19 protein-coding genes are annotated in these 15,857 nt (G+C 70.2%); 11 read left to right on the top strand and 8 right to left on the bottom strand.

The features are described 5' to 3' along the window. The first annotated feature begins 40 nt into the window (after window positions 1-40). A complete protein-coding gene (locus AC3EO4_RS08325) occupies window positions 41-385 on the top strand; it encodes a YkvA family protein (RefSeq protein WP_379572906.1) in 345 nt (114 codons plus the stop codon). Here AC3EO4_RS08325 and AC3EO4_RS08320 read toward each other — a convergent pair. Together AC3EO4_RS08320 and AC3EO4_RS08315 are read right to left on the bottom strand one after the other, a co-directional pair. Continuing rightward, entirely contained in the window at window positions 360-965 is a 606-nt protein-coding gene (locus AC3EO4_RS08320) for a VC0807 family protein (RefSeq protein ID WP_431894622.1), read from the bottom strand. The two genes, AC3EO4_RS08325 and AC3EO4_RS08320, sit on opposite strands and share 26 nt — an antisense overlap. Further along, complete coding sequence (locus AC3EO4_RS08315; RefSeq protein ID WP_431894620.1) at window positions 965-2,134, bottom strand: alpha/beta hydrolase family protein; 1,170 nt, start codon at window positions 2,132-2,134, stop codon at window positions 965-967. The genes AC3EO4_RS08320 and AC3EO4_RS08315 overlap by 1 nt, the downstream gene beginning before the upstream one ends. Before the next feature lie 87 nt (window positions 2,135-2,221). Here AC3EO4_RS08315 and AC3EO4_RS08310 point away from each other — a divergent pair, with 87 nt between their 5' ends. The 4 genes from AC3EO4_RS08310 to AC3EO4_RS08295 all read left to right on the top strand — a co-directional run bounded on the left by AC3EO4_RS08310 (window position 2,222) and on the right by AC3EO4_RS08295 (window position 5,699). Next, window positions 2,222-2,749: a TetR/AcrR family transcriptional regulator gene (locus AC3EO4_RS08310; protein ID WP_379572909.1), complete on the top strand. Its 528-nt coding sequence runs from the start codon at window positions 2,222-2,224 to the stop codon at window positions 2,747-2,749. An 86-nt stretch (window positions 2,750-2,835) separates the two neighbouring features. Then, window positions 2,836-3,387: an RNA polymerase sigma factor gene (locus AC3EO4_RS08305; protein WP_431894618.1), complete on the top strand. Its 552-nt coding sequence runs from the start codon at window positions 2,836-2,838 to the stop codon at window positions 3,385-3,387. Continuing rightward, entirely contained in the window at window positions 3,384-4,007 is a 624-nt protein-coding gene (locus AC3EO4_RS08300; RefSeq protein ID WP_379572911.1) for a hypothetical protein, read from the top strand. The genes AC3EO4_RS08305 and AC3EO4_RS08300 overlap by 4 nt, the downstream gene beginning before the upstream one ends. A gap of 198 nt (window positions 4,008-4,205) precedes the next feature. Continuing rightward, on the top strand, window positions 4,206-5,699 hold the full coding sequence (locus AC3EO4_RS08295) for a multicopper oxidase family protein (RefSeq protein WP_431894616.1): 1,494 nt from the start codon (window positions 4,206-4,208) through the stop codon (window positions 5,697-5,699). Window positions 5,700-5,807: 108 nt separating this feature from the next. Here the strand turns inward: AC3EO4_RS08295 and AC3EO4_RS08290 are convergent, their stop codons facing one another. The 3 genes from AC3EO4_RS08290 to AC3EO4_RS08280 all read right to left on the bottom strand — a co-directional run bounded on the left by AC3EO4_RS08290 (window position 5,808) and on the right by AC3EO4_RS08280 (window position 9,147). Further along, window positions 5,808-6,887, bottom strand: coding sequence for a serine hydrolase domain-containing protein (locus AC3EO4_RS08290; RefSeq protein ID WP_431894614.1), 1,080 nt, complete (start codon window positions 6,885-6,887; stop codon window positions 5,808-5,810). Between the two features lie 188 nt (window positions 6,888-7,075). Then, window positions 7,076-8,272 (bottom strand): amidohydrolase family protein, encoded by a 1,197-nt coding sequence (locus tag AC3EO4_RS08285; RefSeq protein WP_379572914.1) that lies wholly within the window; start codon window positions 8,270-8,272, stop codon window positions 7,076-7,078. A gap of 77 nt (window positions 8,273-8,349) precedes the next feature. Then, window positions 8,350-9,147: a tyrosine-protein phosphatase gene (locus AC3EO4_RS08280; RefSeq protein ID WP_431894612.1), complete on the bottom strand. Its 798-nt coding sequence runs from the start codon at window positions 9,145-9,147 to the stop codon at window positions 8,350-8,352. A 23-nt stretch (window positions 9,148-9,170) separates the two neighbouring features. Between AC3EO4_RS08280 and AC3EO4_RS08275 the strand changes: the two genes are divergently transcribed. Further along, entirely contained in the window at window positions 9,171-9,815 is a 645-nt protein-coding gene (locus AC3EO4_RS08275; protein WP_431894610.1) for a hypothetical protein, read from the top strand. On the opposite strand, the gene AC3EO4_RS08270 is transcribed toward AC3EO4_RS08275, so the two are convergent. After that, window positions 9,720-10,556 (bottom strand): SURF1 family cytochrome oxidase biogenesis protein, encoded by an 837-nt coding sequence (locus AC3EO4_RS08270; RefSeq protein WP_431894607.1) that lies wholly within the window; start codon window positions 10,554-10,556, stop codon window positions 9,720-9,722. The genes AC3EO4_RS08275 and AC3EO4_RS08270 overlap by 96 nt on opposite strands. 80 nt (window positions 10,557-10,636) lie before the next feature. Between AC3EO4_RS08270 and AC3EO4_RS08265 the strand changes: the two genes are divergently transcribed. Beyond that, on the top strand, window positions 10,637-11,311 hold the full coding sequence (locus AC3EO4_RS08265; protein WP_379572918.1) for a VC0807 family protein: 675 nt from the start codon (window positions 10,637-10,639) through the stop codon (window positions 11,309-11,311). Here AC3EO4_RS08265 and AC3EO4_RS08260 read toward each other — a convergent pair. Beyond that, on the bottom strand, window positions 11,285-11,752 hold the full coding sequence (locus AC3EO4_RS08260) for a winged helix-turn-helix transcriptional regulator (protein ID WP_379572919.1): 468 nt from the start codon (window positions 11,750-11,752) through the stop codon (window positions 11,285-11,287). The two genes, AC3EO4_RS08265 and AC3EO4_RS08260, sit on opposite strands and share 27 nt — an antisense overlap. A 70-nt stretch (window positions 11,753-11,822) precedes the next feature. On the opposite strand from AC3EO4_RS08260, the gene AC3EO4_RS08255 reads away from it, so the two are divergent. From AC3EO4_RS08255 to AC3EO4_RS08245, 3 genes are read left to right on the top strand one after another with little or no spacing between them, the layout of a single operon-like run. Continuing rightward, entirely contained in the window at window positions 11,823-12,335 is a 513-nt protein-coding gene (locus tag AC3EO4_RS08255; RefSeq protein ID WP_379572920.1) for a GNAT family N-acetyltransferase, read from the top strand. Continuing rightward, on the top strand, window positions 12,332-12,946 hold the full coding sequence (locus AC3EO4_RS08250; RefSeq protein WP_379572921.1) for a TetR/AcrR family transcriptional regulator: 615 nt from the start codon (window positions 12,332-12,334) through the stop codon (window positions 12,944-12,946). Before AC3EO4_RS08255 ends, AC3EO4_RS08250 begins: the two co-directional genes overlap by 4 nt. A 34-nt stretch (window positions 12,947-12,980) precedes the next feature. After that, window positions 12,981-13,946, top strand: a complete 966-nt coding sequence (locus AC3EO4_RS08245; RefSeq protein ID WP_431894604.1) for an NAD(P)-dependent oxidoreductase — start codon at window positions 12,981-12,983, stop codon at window positions 13,944-13,946. Here the strand turns inward: AC3EO4_RS08245 and AC3EO4_RS08240 are convergent. Continuing rightward, window positions 13,936-14,223, bottom strand: a complete 288-nt coding sequence (locus tag AC3EO4_RS08240) for a hypothetical protein (protein WP_379572923.1) — start codon at window positions 14,221-14,223, stop codon at window positions 13,936-13,938. The genes AC3EO4_RS08245 and AC3EO4_RS08240 overlap by 11 nt on opposite strands. A gap of 92 nt (window positions 14,224-14,315) precedes the next feature. Here AC3EO4_RS08240 and AC3EO4_RS08235 point away from each other — a divergent pair, with 92 nt between their 5' ends. Then, window positions 14,316-15,713: a DUF7059 domain-containing protein gene (locus AC3EO4_RS08235; protein WP_379572924.1), complete on the top strand. Its 1,398-nt coding sequence runs from the start codon at window positions 14,316-14,318 to the stop codon at window positions 15,711-15,713. The last annotated feature ends 144 nt before the right edge of the window (window positions 15,714-15,857 follow it).

Here is a 15,857-nt window from a genome sequence, read left to right as displayed (position 1 = left end):
CGGCGGGTATTGCGTTATATCGCGAAGAGGAGGTGCTCGTATGGCGAAGGCATCGAGGGCCGCAGCGGCCTGGAAGACGTATCGCGAGGTCAGCAAGCCCGGCACCCCTGGCCTGATGACCAGGGTCAGGGCGATTCCCCGCCTTATCGGCGGCGTGATGCGCGGCGAGTACGCAGGCATGGGCAAGGGCAAGCTCGCCATGATGGCGCTCGGCCTGGTCTACATCGTCTCGCCGGTCGACATCGTCCCCGACTTCCTGGTGCTCATCGGTGTCGCCGACGACTTCGGCGTGTTCCTCTGGCTGATGGCCTCGATGCTCGGCGAGAGCGGGCGTTACGTCGAGTGGGAGCGCAAGCGCCTTATCGGGCGAGTCGAGCAGCCCTAGCCTCGCCCCGCTTGCCGTACCAGGCGCTCCACGCCCCGAGCAGCGCGACGGTGCCGATGAGCAGTACCCATGACAGGCCCGCCATGACGTCGGTGGGCAGCAGGTAGACCAGTGGCAGGCGCACGGCGGACTCCAGCAGGAGCGCCGTGCCCCACACGATGGTCATGACCACGTAGATCCTGCGGAAGGCGGGCTCGGCGGTGTAGAGGGCGTCCCACCGCTGGACGGTCGCCTCGTCCTCGGCGCCGAACCGCTTGGCCATGGCGAAGGCGGCGGGACGGCCCGTCACGCACGTGCCGAGCAGGATCAGCCCGGCGGCGGCGGTGGTCAGGGACTTGATGGCCAGGAGGAACTTCTCGTCGCCCGACAGCAGCGAGAGCAGCAGGCCCATCGCGAACACGAACGCGGTGAACGCGGCGAAGCCATCGAAGGTGCGCTTCTTGACCGCGACGTACACGACCCGCAGGAAGCCGACGCTGACGGCGGCGATGAGCGCGGCGTACTCGGGCACGCCGAACGCCCTGCAGAGGTAGTAGGTGGCGACGGACGGCAGCACGTCCCAGAGCAGCAGGTCCTTCATCAGAGCGTCTCCTCCAGCCAGTCACCGATGCGGGCCATCGCCAGGCGCTGCGCTCCGGACTGGCAGTGCGCGTCGCCGCCTTCCTCCTCGGTGAATTCGAGGAAGGTCTTCTCGCAGGTCAGGTGGTCGTAGAGCTGCTCGGGCTGACCCTGGAGGGCGAAGTCGCCCTGGGCCGAGCAGACGAGCGTGGGGCAGGTGATCCGTTCGGCGATCCCGTCGCGCACGGTGTAGTCGAGGAGTGCGGCGGCGTACTCGCGGGGGCTTGCGGTGCCCGTCACCCACATGCCGTGGGTGCAGGCCCAGCGCATGATCGGGTCGGTGGCCATGAGGTGCTCGAAGACCAGGTCGACCTCGGGTGATTCGGGCGCGTTGAGCAGCTTGACGGCCTGCTCCCTGTCGCCGTCGAAGCCCGCGACGCTCTTCTCGCCCATGTCGTAGACGCCGTCGAACGCAACCAGGGCCTTGATCCTCGGCTCGAAGGCGGCCGCTCTGGGCGCGAGCACGCCGCCCATGCTGGTGCCGAGCAGCGCCACCCGGTCCGAGTCGACGCGCGTGGCCAGGAAGTCGAGCACGGGGCCGACGACGTTCTCCCAGTCGGGTCTGAACACCAGCCCTTCGCGGTGCATCGGCCCTGGCTGCCCGGGCCCGTCGAAGGTCAGGACGTTGAAGCCGCGCTCGTGCATGGCCGCCGCGCCGAAGAAGTGCATCTCCTCCGCGCTGCCGTCGAACCCGTTGTGCATCACGACGGTACGGCCGGCGCCCGCGTCGTAGAAGTAGCCGGGGAGCGTGGTGCCCTCGTAGGGGATCTCCACCGGCTCGACGTGCGGCAGTGCCCTTCTGAAGCACTCCACGGCCAGGCGGCGGGCACCGGCGACGCGCGGGTCGGAGGGGGTGCCGTGCAGGAAGAACTCGGCGGTCCTGTAGTAGTTCGACGCGCGCAGGAAGCCGTCTCTCCTGCTGATGGGCCGCGTGCTGCGCTCGGCCTCCGCGGCCACCCGGTCGGCGGTGGCCCGCCACTCGTCGTGCCAGCTGTCGTAGTCGCCCTCGGTGATGCGCCGCGCGGTCGCGAGCACCTCGCCGAAGTCGGCGCCTCCGTAGGCGATGTGGCCGAACGCCCGCAGCGTCTCGTACCAGAACGCCGCGTCGTTCTCGAAGACGAACGGTTCCATGCTGCCCCCTTAACGCGAAATCTCTCGCGATTAAGATAGGCCTGGGTTCGCCCTTAACGCAAGAGTCTTCGCGTTAGGATGGAACGCATGCAGCGTCCAGGAGGTCGTTCCGCACGGGTCCGCTCAGCCGTCCACCAGGCGGTGGTCGAGCTGTTGCGGGAAGGCGTCGACGTGAGCGTCGCGGAGGTCGCCGAGCGCTCGGGCGTCCACCAGGCGACGATCTACCGCCGATGGGGCACGATCGCCGGGCTGGTCAACGACGTGGTCATCGAGGTGCTGCAGCAGTCGCCTGTGCCCGACACCGGCACGCTGCGCGGTGACCTCGACGCCTACGCGGTCCAGATGGCGCGAGACCTCGCGGGGCCGTTCGGGAAGCTGTTCCTGCGGGCCGCGCTCGTGGGTTCGGAGAACGCGGACGACCAGATCTACCTGCTGGAGCGCGGGGTCCAGATCCAGGGGATGCTCGACCGCCACGAGAACGCGCCCACGCTGATCGAGTTGATGGAGATCGTCCAGGCGCCGATCTACTTCCACGCGCTGGTGTTCAACGCGCCCTTGGGACCGGAGCAGGCCAAGGCCCTGGTCGACCGCCTGCTGTCCCTGCGCAGGCCCTGACCCGCGACGGCAGGTCACGCCGCCTTGTAACCCTTTGGATGGATCTGACCAAGCAGGGGTGTAGATCGACGAAGGGAGCATGGCCGGTGCGTCGCAAACAGGCGGAGATCGCCACGGATCCCGTGGCCTTCGAAGCCTTCTACCGGCGGCACGTCGATGCGGTCACCCGCTTCCTCGCCCGCCGCGTCGACGACCCGCACACGGTCGCCGACCTGGTGGCCGAGGTGTTCATGGGGGTTCTCGACTCCGCCCACACCTACCGGCCAGGGCTGGGCAGCGAGATCGCGTGGCTGTACGGCGTGGCGCGCAACACGCTCGCCGCGGAGCGGCGGCGGCTGTTCAGGCAGTCGCGGCTCACGGAGCGCGTGAGCGGGCGCAGGCCGCTGGACACCGACGACGTCGCCAGGCTCGAAGAGCGGATCGACGCGGAAGGCCCGGCCAGACGGGCCTTCGCCGCCATGGCCGTGCTGCCAGAAGGCGAGCGAGCCGTACTCGAACTGGTCGTTATCGACCAGCTGACGGTCACGGAGGCGGCCGCCGCGCTCGGCATCCGCCCGGGGACCGCCAAGGTGCGCTTGCACCGAGCGCGCCGAACGCTGCGGGGGACGCCCTTCGTCATGGAAGGAACACCGGGATGACGTTCGAGGAGCACCTGCTGATGGAACTGAAAGCCGAGATCGTCGCGCGTGGGGAACGACGTCGCAGGAACGGGCGCCGCCTGGTCGCGGGGGCGGCGGTGGCCGGGCTCGCGGCGGCGGCGGCGATCGCCCTGCCCCTGCTGACGGGATCGGAGACCCGGGCGTACGCGGTGACGAGGAACGCCGACGGCACGATCAGGGTCAAGATCAACGAGTTCAGGGAGGCCGACAAGCTGGAGAAGGATCTCCAGGCGATGGGCGTCGACGCCGAGGTCGACTACGTCAAGCCCGGCAAGCGGTGCGCCGAGGGCAGGGGCGAGATCGTCGGAGGTGACGAGTGGCCCACGTTCAAGGACTTCGCGAAGTCGGTCTCGGGCAAGGCCGTCCGCCCACGTGAGGCGGGCGTGGACATCGACCCCAGGTACGTCGCCAAGGGCACCACCCTGGTGATGGAGTTCACCGAGAACGAGGACCAGACCTCAGGGCCCGAGAATCCCCGGCCGCTGTGGCAGTTCAAGGGAGTAGTCGTCACCGGCGCGGTCAAGCCGTGCGTCATCGTCGACGACCCGGCATGGAACGACCTCGGCGGCCCCGAAGCCCGGCCTCCGGCAGGGAGCTGATCGGCCAAGGGCGGGGGCGCGCATGCCCGCCCCCGCCGGTTCACACGAGGTCGCCGACCGGACGGAGAGCGGGGCCCTCCTCATCTGCCTGCGCAGTCGACCAGTGTGGCGTTCGTGATCGCATCATGAACATCTCATGGCCGGGTCATTGGGGGTGATTCTCCGGCATAACGCCAGGTCGGGCCCAGAGTGGTGGCCATGGTTTCACGCAGATCAGTGCTCATGTACGGATTCGCCGGGGTGCCTGCGATCGCTGCAGCCGGAGCTGTGGGCGGCATGTGGGCCACGCGCCACACGGTGGAACAGGCGGCGTTCACCAACAGGCTGGCCATCCCGCCGCTCGCCCGCTCGCGCCGGGACAGGCAGGGCCGCCGCGTCTTCGACCTGCGCGCGGCGGCGGGCACCATGCAGTTCAGGCCGGGGGCGCCGACCGAGACGTGGGGGATCAACGGCCCCTACCTCGGGCCGACGCTGCGCGCGCGGCGGGACGAGACCGTGCTCGTCAACGTGCGCAACGACCTGCCAGAGGAGACGACCCTTCACTGGCACGGCATGCACGTGCCCGCAGTGATGGACGGCGGCCCGCACCAGATCATCGCCCCAGGGACGACGTGGTCGCCGACCTGGACGATCAGGCAGCAGGCCGCCACGCTCTGGTACCACCCGCACCCGCACGGCAGGACCTCCCGCCACGTCCACCATGGGCTCGCCGGGATGTTCATCATCGACGAACTCGAAGCGCTCGCCCTGCCGCGCCGCTACGGCGTCGACGACATCCCCGTCATCGTCCAGGACAAGCGACTCAACGACGACAACCAGCTCAACGAGGAGATCCCCACGATCGGCGGGATCGGCGTCCTGGGCGACCTCATCACCGTCAACGGAACGGTCGCGCCCTACCTCGACGTGCGGTCCAAACGGGTGCGGCTGCGCCTGCTCAACGCCTCCAACTCCCGGTTCTACAACTTCGGGATGGCCGACGACCGGTCGTTCGCGCTCGTGGGCACGGACGGCGGGCTGCTGGCCGCGCCGATCGACACGCACCGCGTCCAGCTGTCGCCGGGGGAGCGCGCCGAGATCGTGGTGTGCCTGCGTCCCGGCGAGCGGGTGGTGCTCCGCAGCTACCGCAGCGACCTGGGGATCAACATCGGGGACCAGCGCTTCGCCGGTGGCGGCGACATTCTGGACATCCTTGAGCTGCGCGCCGCCTCGGAGCTCGACCCCTCGCCGCCGCTGCCCGCCACGCTGGCCGAACGCCCGCGGCTCGACGTGTCCTCGCCTGCCGCGCGGCGGACGTTCGAGCTGGCCGACTTCAAGATCAACGGCTTGGCCATGAATCCTGGTCGCATCGACGTCGGGGTCGCCAAGGACACCACCGAGATCTGGGAGGTCGCCAATCTCGACCAGATGCCGCACAACTTCCACGTACACGACGTCCAGTTTCTGATCCTGTCGATCGACGGCGGTCCGCCACGGCCGGAGTCGACCGGCTGGAAGGACACCTTCTACGTGAAGCCGGGGACGAGGGCGCGGATCGCGCTGCGCTTCGCCGACTACACCGATCCAGACATGCCGTACATGTATCACTGCCACGTTCTCTGGCACGAGGACCAGGGCATGATGGGTCAGTTCGTCGTGCTCGGCCCCGGCCAAAGGCCCGGCGTGCTGCCGATGTCCCACTCCCACGGATGAGGCTCCGGGCCCGTGGGACTCCTTCGGCGGTGTTCAGGTCCGGAGCGTGGGATCTCGCCGGTCAGCGGGAAACGCCGGCCGTCGAGCGCCCAGGGCCCGCCGGCTCCATCAGCCCCCGGAGTGCCGGCAGAACGCGCTGTCGAACGCCGCGAGCAGGTGAGCGTTCTCGGCAGGGGTGTCGGCGGCCCCCGTGACGTAGACGGTGGCCGCCCGTCCTGCGCCGTCACGCCCGCTGAGCACGCTCACCCCTGGCAGCCCGCCATCGTGCATCCAGACCGTCCCGCCGCAGCTCGTGGTCACCCTCGCGACCCCCAGGCCGTACCGTCCGTACGGCGCGCCGGCGGGAACCGTCCCGCCGGCCATCGTCTTCAACGTCGAGGCCGGCAGCCGCTGCCAGAACGTGTTGAGATCCGCGGGAGTCGAGACCAGGCCGCCCGCGGCTCCGAAGGCGTGGCCCGGCAGGTCGGCGACGCCGCCCTCGGGGTCGACGGGGCTCACGCCGTAGTTGCGGGCGTGCTCGCCGCGGATCGTCATCTCACCCTCGGCCGGCCAGTAGGTCCGCCGCATGCCGTAAGGGCGGAGGATCCGCGACTCGACGACCTTCCTGAAATCGTCGCCGAGGAGCATCCCCGCGACGAGGTAGTTGGTGTTGGAGTAGGCCCACTTCTCGCCTGGCTTCCCGAGCGGCTCCTTGGCGAGGACCGGCCGCAACTGCTCGCGCGGCGTGACGGGCTTCGCCCAGTCGATCGTGTCGAGGTACTCGGGCAGGCCGCTGGTGTGCTGCAGAAGCTGCCGTACGGTCACCTCGCGCCCGCCGAGCAGGCCCGGCAGGTAGGTCCCCACCTTCTCGTCGAGGTCGAGCCTTCCCCGCGCCACCTGGTCGAGCACCGCCGCGGCGACCACCGGCTTGGTCATGCTGGCCGCGCGCATCCGGGCGTCGCCGCCCACCATCGGCCTGCCCGTCCCCCGCGCCGCCGCGCCCGAGGTGTACGTCCGCGACCTTCCCCTCGCGTCCCGCACCTGCAGCACCGCGCCGACGAACCCGTCCGCCCTGGTCAGCCTGTCGAGGTTCGCCTGAACGGAAGGCTTGGCGGTGGCCGCCGCCGCGGGCAGCGCGAGCGTGCCCGCGATGACGGCGGCAGCGGTGGCCGCGGCGAGCAACCTCGTGGCGAGGGAGATCTTCTTCATGCGAGAACCCTCTCGCGATCATCGCCGCGGCACAGTCATGCGAGCACCCCCTGCGGGGTAGGGCTGACCCCCTGTCGCCCAGGGCCGTGACCCCGACCCGCGAGGCGATGACCCGCAAGTGAGATGACCCGCAAGTGCGATGTCCCCGACGGGCGGCCGCGCCGGCTCGCGCGTGGGAGCGCCTGCCGTCAGAGCTGTTCCATTCTCAGCCAGGCACGCGAGGGCAGAGGGTGGCCGAAGAGGCGGGCGGCGTTGCCGTAGGCGACTCTGGCGATGTCGGCCGGCGGCAGCGTGCCCAGGTTGCGGGCGACCGCCTTCTGGGTGTCGGGCCAGGTCGAGTCGGAGTGCGGGTACCCGCTCTCCAGCAGGACGTGGTCGAGGCCGACGGCCAGCCGTACTCCCGAGAGGGCGTGGTCGTCGAGCGTGCCGAAGTAGAAGTTGCGCCGCAGGACCTCGCTCGGCTTCAGCCCGCCTTCCCACAGCGCCTCGGTGCCGACCGGGTGGTCGAGGGCGTAGTCGGCGCGTTCGGCGAGCATGGGAAGCCAGCCGACGGCGCCTTCGACGATGAGGATGCGCAGGTTGGGGAAGCGCAGCGGAATGCCCGACCACAGCCAGTCGGCGCAGGCGAACATGGCGCTGGCGGGCATGAGCGTGGTGATCGCCTCGATGGGCGTGTCGGGTGAGGGCACGGGCGACCAGGAGGAGGCGCCGGTGTGCAGGCACACGACGGTGCCGGTCTCCTCGCAGGCGGCGAAGAACGGGTCCCAGTGGCGGGTGTGGATCGAAGGCAGCCGCAGCCTGGTCGGGAACTCGGGGAAGACGACGGCCTTGAAGCCGCGGGCGGCGTTGGCGCGGATCTCCTTGGCGGCCGTCTCGGGGTCGGGCAGCCACGGCAGCTGCAGGCCGATGACGCGTTCGGGGTAGGTGCCCGCCCAGACGTCGATGTGCCAGTCGTTCCACGCCTTGACCAGGGCGAGGCCGAGCTCCTGGTCGCGGGTCCTGGCGAACGGCATGCCGGACTGCCCGGCGAGCATGCCGGGGAAGCAGAGGGCCGCCCAGATGCCGGCGACGTCCATGTCCTGGATGCGGGCCTCGATGTCGTAGCAGCCGGGCCGCATGTCCTCGAACCTGACGGGGTCGAGCGTCCACTGCTCGCGGGGCAGGCCGGCGCCGACGTCGAGCCCGGCGCACGGGTAGGTGGCCCCGCCGTACCGCCAGACCTGGTGACCAGCCTCGGTTTCGACCACCTTGGGCGCCAAGTCGGCATATTTCGCCGCGACTCGGTCCTCGAACAGGTCTGGAGGCTCGATCAGGTGATCATCGGCGGAGATGACCACATAGTCGCGCCGCCTCGGCTCGGGGTCGGGAAGGAGCGGCGTAGTCACGCAGGCAACGGTACGACGTGCGCATCACGTCGAACAAGCTGGCCGGTCACCGGTTGGTATCGGGCCCTCACCCGGGATCACTGGGAGGGGCCGGTGATCCCGGGCGCGGGCTCACCCGATGAGGGTGCCGTGGGCGAACCCTCCGCCGCACTACCCAGCAGGACGGCACGCAGTCGTCCGATCATGGATTGATCGACATCGAGCACGTCGGCGCAGTAGTCCTCGACGGAGCCGTGCCGCGCGGCGAGGTCGTGGAGGAACAGCCGCATGGCCTCGGCGGGTGCCTGGCCGAAACCGGGCCACATCGGGGCGTCGGGGTGCCTGGTCCTCCAGTCGGCGACGAAGCGCTCGGTGGCCAGGCCGGTCAGCGCGTAGTCGGCGACGATGTCGTCCTGAGCGACGCCGATCAGGGAAAGGACGAGCGCGGTGAGGACGCCGGTGCGGTCCTTGCCCGCCGCGCAGTGCACGACGACGGGGGAGTTGCCGGCGTCGGCGATGGTCTCGACGGCGAGCTTGAGCCGGTCGACGCCGTCCTCGCTGACCTCGAGGTAGCGGTCGGCGAGGAACCTGCCGACGCCCGTGGCCGGGTCGAAGGCGGTGACGTCCCACCGCCGGCCCTCGATGGGCAGGTTGTGGTAGACGAGCCCGTCGGAGTCGGGGACGCGGCCCGAGCGCTCGACCTCGTCGGGGTGGCGCAGGTCGATCACCGCGCGTACGGCGAGCGCGTGGAACCGGTCGAGATCGTCACCCGTTAGCCAACCGAGCGAGTCCGCGCGGTAGAAGCGTTTCCATCGCACGACCTGTCCATCACGAGCGACATATCCACCGATGTCGCGAAAGTTGTGGAGCCGCAGGAAGTCCAGGTGACGCGTCACGCCCTTACCTTACGTTGGGAGACATGGGGGACCACTTAGAGGTCAGGACGCCATGGCGGGTCGCCGCCCTCGTCGCCAGGGTGCTGCTCCTGGTCACGCTGCTGTGGGGCGGCATCCTGGTGGCGCTGGGCGACCGCGCCACCGACGGCACGGAGGAGGAGCTGAGGGCCGCGCTGCGCCGGAGTGACACCGTGGTGCTGGTCAAGGACTCGGACGAGCTGAGCTGGTCGCGGGCGCCCACCGGATGGCGGCGGCTGGCCACGGCGGATCCAGACGAATGGGCCGCCGAGCTCGACGCGGCCGAGGTGCGCGGGGTCACGGTCGTCCGCGAGGACGGGGACCGCTGGCCGCCCCACTGGTTCGAGGAGGTTCCCTCCCGCTACGGCCTGCTGGTGCCCGCTGCCTGGTTCATCACCCTTCTGGCGATGCTGGGGAGGTCCAGGCCGCGCTACGCCTCCCGCCTCGGCTGGTTCTGGCTGTTCGCCGTCGGCGGCGTCGGCGCGCCGCTGTACCTGCTCATGGAGCCGCAGCCGATCTGGATGGCGCTGGACGAGCCGTTGGCGCCCCTGGACTCACGGCTCGACGGCCTCAGCGGATGTCTGGCGTCCATCGCGCTGGCCATCGTCAGCGGCCTCGCCGTCTTCGGTGTCATGGCGCTGTTCGGCTGACCTGTCCTTCACCTCGCGCCTGATCATCAGGAGCCACCCGCCGACGGCCACGCCGATGAACAGCCACCACTGCACGCCGTACGCGAAGTTGAGGCCGCCGCCCGCGCCGACGTCGGGCGGCGGCACCGGCTCGGGCGCGGGCGAGGTCTGCGGCCGCTGCTCGGTCAGCGACACGTACCCGCCCACCAGCCGGTACGGCACGCCCTTCCCGATGGCGTCGCTGTCGATGAGCAGCACCTGCCCGGAGGGGAGGGCGCCGCGGTTCCTGATGCCGCTCGACTCCTCGGTCTCGCTGGGACGTAGCCTCCCGGTGACAGTTACCTGACCCGAAGGGGCGGGCGGCACCTCGGGCAGCGCGTCGGCGGTCGCGCCGGCCTTGACCCAGCCCCTGTTGACGAGGACCGCCTGTCCCTGACCCGTGACGAGCGGGGTCAGGACGTAGAAGCCGAGGCTGCTGTTCTGCGTCCGCCTGCGGACCAGGAGCGCATGGGCGGGGTCGTAGGAGCCCTGAACGGTGACGGTCCTGTAGCGGGTGCTCTCGTCGACGGACTCGCCAGGGCGCACGAGCTCGGCGATGGGGACGGGCTTGGCCTCCAGGTTCCTGGTGACGACGTCGCTGTTGGAGGAGCGCTCCTCGTACCGCCCGAACTGCCATTGACCCAGGAAGACGAAGGCGGGAATGACCAGCAGCACCACGACGTGGAGCGCCAGCCACCTGGGCGTGAGGAGGAACCGGTACACGTCTTTAGGTTAGGCACTGCCCGCACCGGTCCCGCACCGAACCCGGGACAGGTCGCCTGGTCATCGTCTACGGTCGTGATTTGTCGCCTTTCCCCCTCCAGGAGCTGCACCTCTCCATGACCCTCCTCGCCGTGCCCCCCGCGGTCGTCATGCCGCGCATGTCGGCGATCCTCCGCCACGCAGCTCCACGCGTCCTCGAAGCCATGATCATGCCGGTGGCCACCTTCTACCTGGGTATGATCGTCGCGGGGATCCCTGGAGGGCTCACAGCGGCGGTCGCGTGGGTCTACGGCGGCGCCGCGTGGCGGTTGTGGCGGCGGACGGAGGTGCCGGGGTCGGTGCTCCTGGCCGCGGTGATGATCACTGTGCGGGTCGTGCTCGCGGTGGCGTTCGACGATCCGAGGTGGTTCTTCCTCATCCCCACGATGGGCGTCTTCTGCGCGAGCGCGGCCTTCCTGTGCACCGTCGGGGCGCGCAGGCCCATGGCGCAGCGGGTGACCGTCGACCTGGTCCCGATGCCGGAGCAGGTGGAGCTGCATCCGCTGATGCGGCGGTTCTTCGTCCGGCAGTCGCTCGCCTGGGGGTGCGCGCAGCTGGCCAACGGCGCCTTCACCCTGTGGATGCTCCTCCACGAGGCGCTGGCGACCTTCCTGGTGGTCCGCACCGCGGGGGTCGCCGTCCTGCTGGGCGGCACGGCGCTCGCCTCGGTGCTCGACTTCCGCAGGACCCTAGGCGCTCTTCAGCTTCGCGCCTGACCCCTCCACGGCCGTGACCTCGCGGGGACCGGCCACCTCGTGCCCGTCCGCGCACCTGAAGTGCTGTTCGAGCGCGGCTCCGCAGCCGCGGTGGGTGAGCATGACGGGCGGGCCCTCCTCGTCGGCCATGTACCTGTCGCCCCAGTGCATCAGCGCGACGAGGATCGGATAGAGGTCCAGGCCCTTCTGTGTGAGGCGGTACTCGTCGCGCTGGCGCTGGCCTGGCTCGCGGTAGGGCTCCTTGCGCATCAGGCCCTCGTCCACCAGCCGGTTCAGTCGCGCGCTCAGCACCTGTCGCGGCGCGCCGGTGATCGCCTGCATGTCGGCGAAGCGCCGCACACCGCTGAACGCCTCGCGTAGCACCAGGAAGGTCCACTTCTCCCCGACGACGTCCAGGGTCCGCTCGATCGAGCAGTTCTCCACCCGGAAAGGCACGTTCATAGCTGAAGAGTACTTCCAGAGATGCCTGAGTCCAATTGACAGACTCAGCAGGGGACGGAATGCTGAGTCTATGATTGGAACTCAGATCCGCCCCGCCGGGCCGTACGACGAAGAGCGGATCAGGCGTTTCCTGGCAGGTCTGTCGCTCCACACGCAGACCCTGCGGTTCTTCAGCGGGATCCCTTCGCCCAAGGCCGGTCTGATCAGGACGCTCCTGGCGGTCGACGGCCGGCGCGACGCGATCGTCGCCGAGCACGAAGGCGAGATCATCGGCCACGCGATGAGCTACAGGGGCGGCGTCGCCGACGTGGAGATCGCGATCGTGGTCACCGACGCTTGGCAGGGCCGCGGCCTGGGCAGGAGGCTGATCGGCGCGTTGCTCGCCAGGGCGCTCAGCAGGGGCGCCACCACGGTCGGCATGGACGTTCTGGGCGACAACAGGCGGGTTCTGCGCATCATCAGGAGGATGTGGCCGGACGCCACGATGAAGGTCTCTTCCGGCTCCGTCGAAGTGACCGCTATGATCCAGTCGGCAGGGGTATTTGCGGAACAAGGTTCTGTTGGACCACCATTGACGTCATGAAGACGCACGCGAGTGGTGCCAAGAACGGACGCGACGGCCGTACCCGCATCATCGAAGGCGCCCTTCGCCGCTTCAGTCAGGACGGGGTCTCAGCCACCACGCTGGCCAGCCTGCGCGAGGAGAGCGGCGTCAGCGTCGGCAGTTTCTACCACCACTTCGCCAGCAAGGAACACGTCTTCGGCGTGCTCTACGCGGAGATCCTCAACGCCTACCAGCAGGCGTTCGTCGCCGAACTCGTCAGCCACGACGACGCCCGCGCGGGCATCGAGGCGGTCGTCGCCTTCCACATGCGCTGGGCGGGTGAGCACCCCGAGCGGGCCAGGATCCTCGTCAGCGAGCGCCCGCCACGCAAGAACGAACCCGGCGGCCCCGAGGCCGCCGAGTCGCGCCGCGCCTTCTTCCGCCAGGTCGCCGAGTGGTGGCGGCCCCACATGAAGAACGGCCTGCTCCAGCCGGTCGCTCCGACCATGTGCTACGTGCTGTGGCTCGGGCCGGCCCAGGAGATGTGCCGCCTGTGGTTCGCCGGCGCCCACACCCCCACCGACGACGAGATCAAGGGGCTGGGGCAGGCCGCCTGGCAGAGCCTGCGGCAGAGCGACGGGGAGCGATGATCCAGGCACCCTCTGTGGTGTTATTGTCGCGAATGTGAGACGACCGCGCGCGCTCCTACTGACCGGCTTGCCGGAGCACGCCCTCGCGCGGCTCCGTGAGGTGGCCGACGTCGTCGAGGTGGCCGACCGGCCGCCTCTCGGGTTCTCCGACGATCAGCTGGCCGACCTGCTCATCGAGACGGGTGCCGGCGTGCTCGTCACCGACCACGACCAGGTCCGCACGTCGGTCCTCGACCTTCCCCTGGACGTCGTCGCCTGCACCGGCGCCCTCACCACCATCGACCTGGACCTGGCCGCCGAGCGCGGGGTCACCGTGCTCCACGACGGCGCCCAGGACGCCGACGCGGTCGCCGAGCTCACGCTGGCGCTGCTGTTCGCGGTCAGCAGGAACATCGTCGCCGCCGACCGCGAGGTACGGCGGGGCAGCCGCAAGCGCGTGCCCGCCGCCGAGCGGTACAGGGGCTCGAGGCTGTCGGGCCGCACGTTCGGCATCGTCGGGCTGGGCCGGGTGGGCAAGGCCGTGCAGTGGCGGGCGCAGGGGCTCGGCATGCGGGTGATCGCCTGCGACCCCTACGTTTCCGAGGCCACCCACACCCTGCCCCTCCTTCTCGCCGAGGCGGACGTGGTCTCGCTGCACGTGCCGCTGACCTCCGAGACGCGGGGGTTCATCGGCGACGCCGAGCTGGGATGCATGAAGGAGGACGCGATCTACCTCAACACCTCGCGCGGCGCCCTCCACGACCTGACCTCCCTGGTCGAGGCGTTGCGCTGGGGGCGGCTCGGCGGGGCGGGGCTCGACCATTTCGAGGGCGAGTGGATCGACCGCTCGCACCCGCTGACCAGGCTGCCCAACGTGGTGCTCACGCCGCGTCTCGGCCAGGCCACGGGGGAGACGGCCGAGGAACGCGCGGAGTCGATCGTGGAGGACATCGTCAGGCTCGTGCGCGGGGAGCAGCCCGCGCATGCCCGCACGCCGGCCGGGGCGCGGATCATCGCATAGGAACGTGCCAGTGGCGCCTGTCGAGGGAGATGTCGAGCGCCACCTCGTGCCGGTGACGACGTAACCCTGGCACGCGGACCCGGTCGTGGACGTCGAAGCGGCCCTTCCCTGCCGCGCCGAAACAGAGCTCCCCCGTGAAGACGCGCAGGTCATCGCGGTTCCCGCAGATGGGACATGTCCAAGTGACGCGGTCGAGACCGCGGTCGTAGTCGGAGCAGGCGCTGAAGTACTCCTCTGGCTTGAACCGGGACTCACAGGCGAGGCAGGGAAGCAGCATCGGTTCCGTTCCTCTTGGCGCAGTGGTGGGCAGAAGGAGTATGGCAGACGTAACTGTACGATTACCGTGAGTTTCGGATCTAGGATGGGCGAGTGGAACGACTGCGCGACCATCTCCTGAAGACCGGCTACACGATCGACGGCGTTCGCGAGCGGCTCGGCGACATGGCGGCCTCGGCGCTCGCCAGGGAGGAGCTGGTCCCGGCCCTGCGGGCGACCAGGAGCGGCGACCCGCTGGACACGATGATCCGCCTGTGGTGGCTCGGCGTTCCCGTCGAGGCGGCCGCGCTGCCCTTCGAGGTGATGGAGTCGGGCCTGGTCGAGTTCGACGGCGACAGCGCCCGCGCCACCGTCCACCTCCAGCCGTGGCACGAGCACGGTTACGTCGTCTCCGACCGCAAGGTGCGCCCTGGCGATCCCGCGTTGCGTCCCGACCACGTCGTCGGCGCCGGAGGCGCGTCGGCCAACCTCGCCCAGCTCGTCACCCGCAGGCCCGTCGAGCGGGCGCTCGACCTCGGCACCGGCTGCGGCGTCCAGGTGCTGCATCTGGCCGAGCGCGCCTCCCAGATCGTCGCCACGGACCTCAACCCACGCGCGGTCGAGCTGGCCCGCCTGAGCTGGCGGCTGTCCGGCGTCGGCGACGTCGACGCCCGCGTCGGCTCGATGTTCGAGCCCGTGGAGGGCGAGCTGTTCGACCTCGTGGTCTCCAACCCGCCCTTCGTCATCTCTCCTGGCGGCAGGCTGACCTACAGGGAGACCGGCGCCGAGGGCGACGACTTCTGCCGCGACCTCGTCATGCGGGCACCCCGCCATCTCGCCCATGACGGCCACGCCCAGTTCCTGGCCAACTGGTTGCACGTCGAGGGGGAGGACTGGCGCGACCGCGTCGGCGGGTGGGTCGGCGAGACCGGCTGCGACGGCTGGGTGGTCGAACGCGACGTGCAGGATCCGGCCGAGTACGTCGAGCTGTGGCTGCGCGACGCGGCCGTGCAGGGCAGCCCCGCCTACGCCGGCCGCTACGACGAGTGGCTGTCGTGGTTCGAGGCCAACAAGGTGGAGGGAGTCGGCTTCGGCTGGATCACCCTGCGCAACTCGGGCGCCCTCGACCCCGTCGTCAGAGTGGAGCGGCTGACCCACCAGGTCTCCCTGCCCGTCGGCGACTACGTCGAGGAGGTCCTCGACTCGATCGCCGCCGCCCACAGGACCCACGACCTGGACACGGCGAGGCTGCGGGTGGCCGAGGGCCTCCTCGACGAGCGCATCGGCGCTCCGGGCGCCGAGGATCCTTCGCGGATCGTGCTGCGCCAGACCCGCGGCCTGCTCCGCAGCACCGACGTCGGCACGGTGGAGGCGGCGCTGGCCGGCGTGTGCGACGGCGAGCTGGCTCTCGGCCCGCTGCTCAACGTGATCGCCGAGCTGGTGGGCGACGGCGAGCAGCTGCTCGCCGACGCCCTCCGCCCCCTGATCGCCGAGGGCTACTTCCACCTGTAGGCGGCAGGGTCAGCCGCCGGTCACCCGAGGCCGAGCCTGTCCAGCCGCCCGCGGTCGCCGAGGAGGCCCGCCATGCTCACCGAGCGCAGCACGATGCCGGGCGAGCCCGGCATCCGGCAGGCCACAGCCGATCACGTGCCCCCG

This window comes from Nonomuraea sp. bgisy101 (genome assembly GCF_057708945.1).
Note: the sequence above shows the minus strand (reverse complement) of the source record. Positions and strands in the feature narration are given on the sequence as shown.

Bases quoted from the DNA above. Each gene is read 5' to 3' on its own strand.
- AC3EO4_RS08250 (WP_379572921.1), top strand. From the start codon at position 12,332: ATGAAGACGCACGCGAGTGGTGCCAAGAACGGACGCGACGGCCGTACC.
- AC3EO4_RS08320 (WP_431894622.1), bottom strand. From the start codon at position 965: ATGAAGGACCTGCTGCTCTGGGACGTGCTGCCGTCCGTCGCCACCTAC.
- AC3EO4_RS08325 (WP_379572906.1), top strand. From the start codon at position 41: ATGGCGAAGGCATCGAGGGCCGCAGCGGCCTGGAAGACGTATCGCGAG.
- AC3EO4_RS08255 (WP_379572920.1), top strand. From the start codon at position 11,823: ATGATTGGAACTCAGATCCGCCCCGCCGGGCCGTACGACGAAGAGCGG.
- AC3EO4_RS08315 (WP_431894620.1), bottom strand. From the start codon at position 2,134: ATGGAACCGTTCGTCTTCGAGAACGACGCGGCGTTCTGGTACGAGACG.
- AC3EO4_RS08275 (WP_431894610.1), top strand. From the start codon at position 9,171: ATGGGGGACCACTTAGAGGTCAGGACGCCATGGCGGGTCGCCGCCCTC.
- AC3EO4_RS08240 (WP_379572923.1), bottom strand. From the start codon at position 14,223: ATGCTGCTTCCCTGCCTCGCCTGTGAGTCCCGGTTCAAGCCAGAGGAG.
- AC3EO4_RS08300 (WP_379572911.1), top strand. From the start codon at position 3,384: ATGACGTTCGAGGAGCACCTGCTGATGGAACTGAAAGCCGAGATCGTC.
- AC3EO4_RS08310 (WP_379572909.1), top strand. From the start codon at position 2,222: ATGCAGCGTCCAGGAGGTCGTTCCGCACGGGTCCGCTCAGCCGTCCAC.
- AC3EO4_RS08290 (WP_431894614.1), bottom strand. From the start codon at position 6,887: ATGAAGAAGATCTCCCTCGCCACGAGGTTGCTCGCCGCGGCCACCGCT.
- AC3EO4_RS08295 (WP_431894616.1), top strand. From the start codon at position 4,206: ATGGTTTCACGCAGATCAGTGCTCATGTACGGATTCGCCGGGGTGCCT.
- AC3EO4_RS08260 (WP_379572919.1), bottom strand. From the start codon at position 11,752: ATGAACGTGCCTTTCCGGGTGGAGAACTGCTCGATCGAGCGGACCCTG.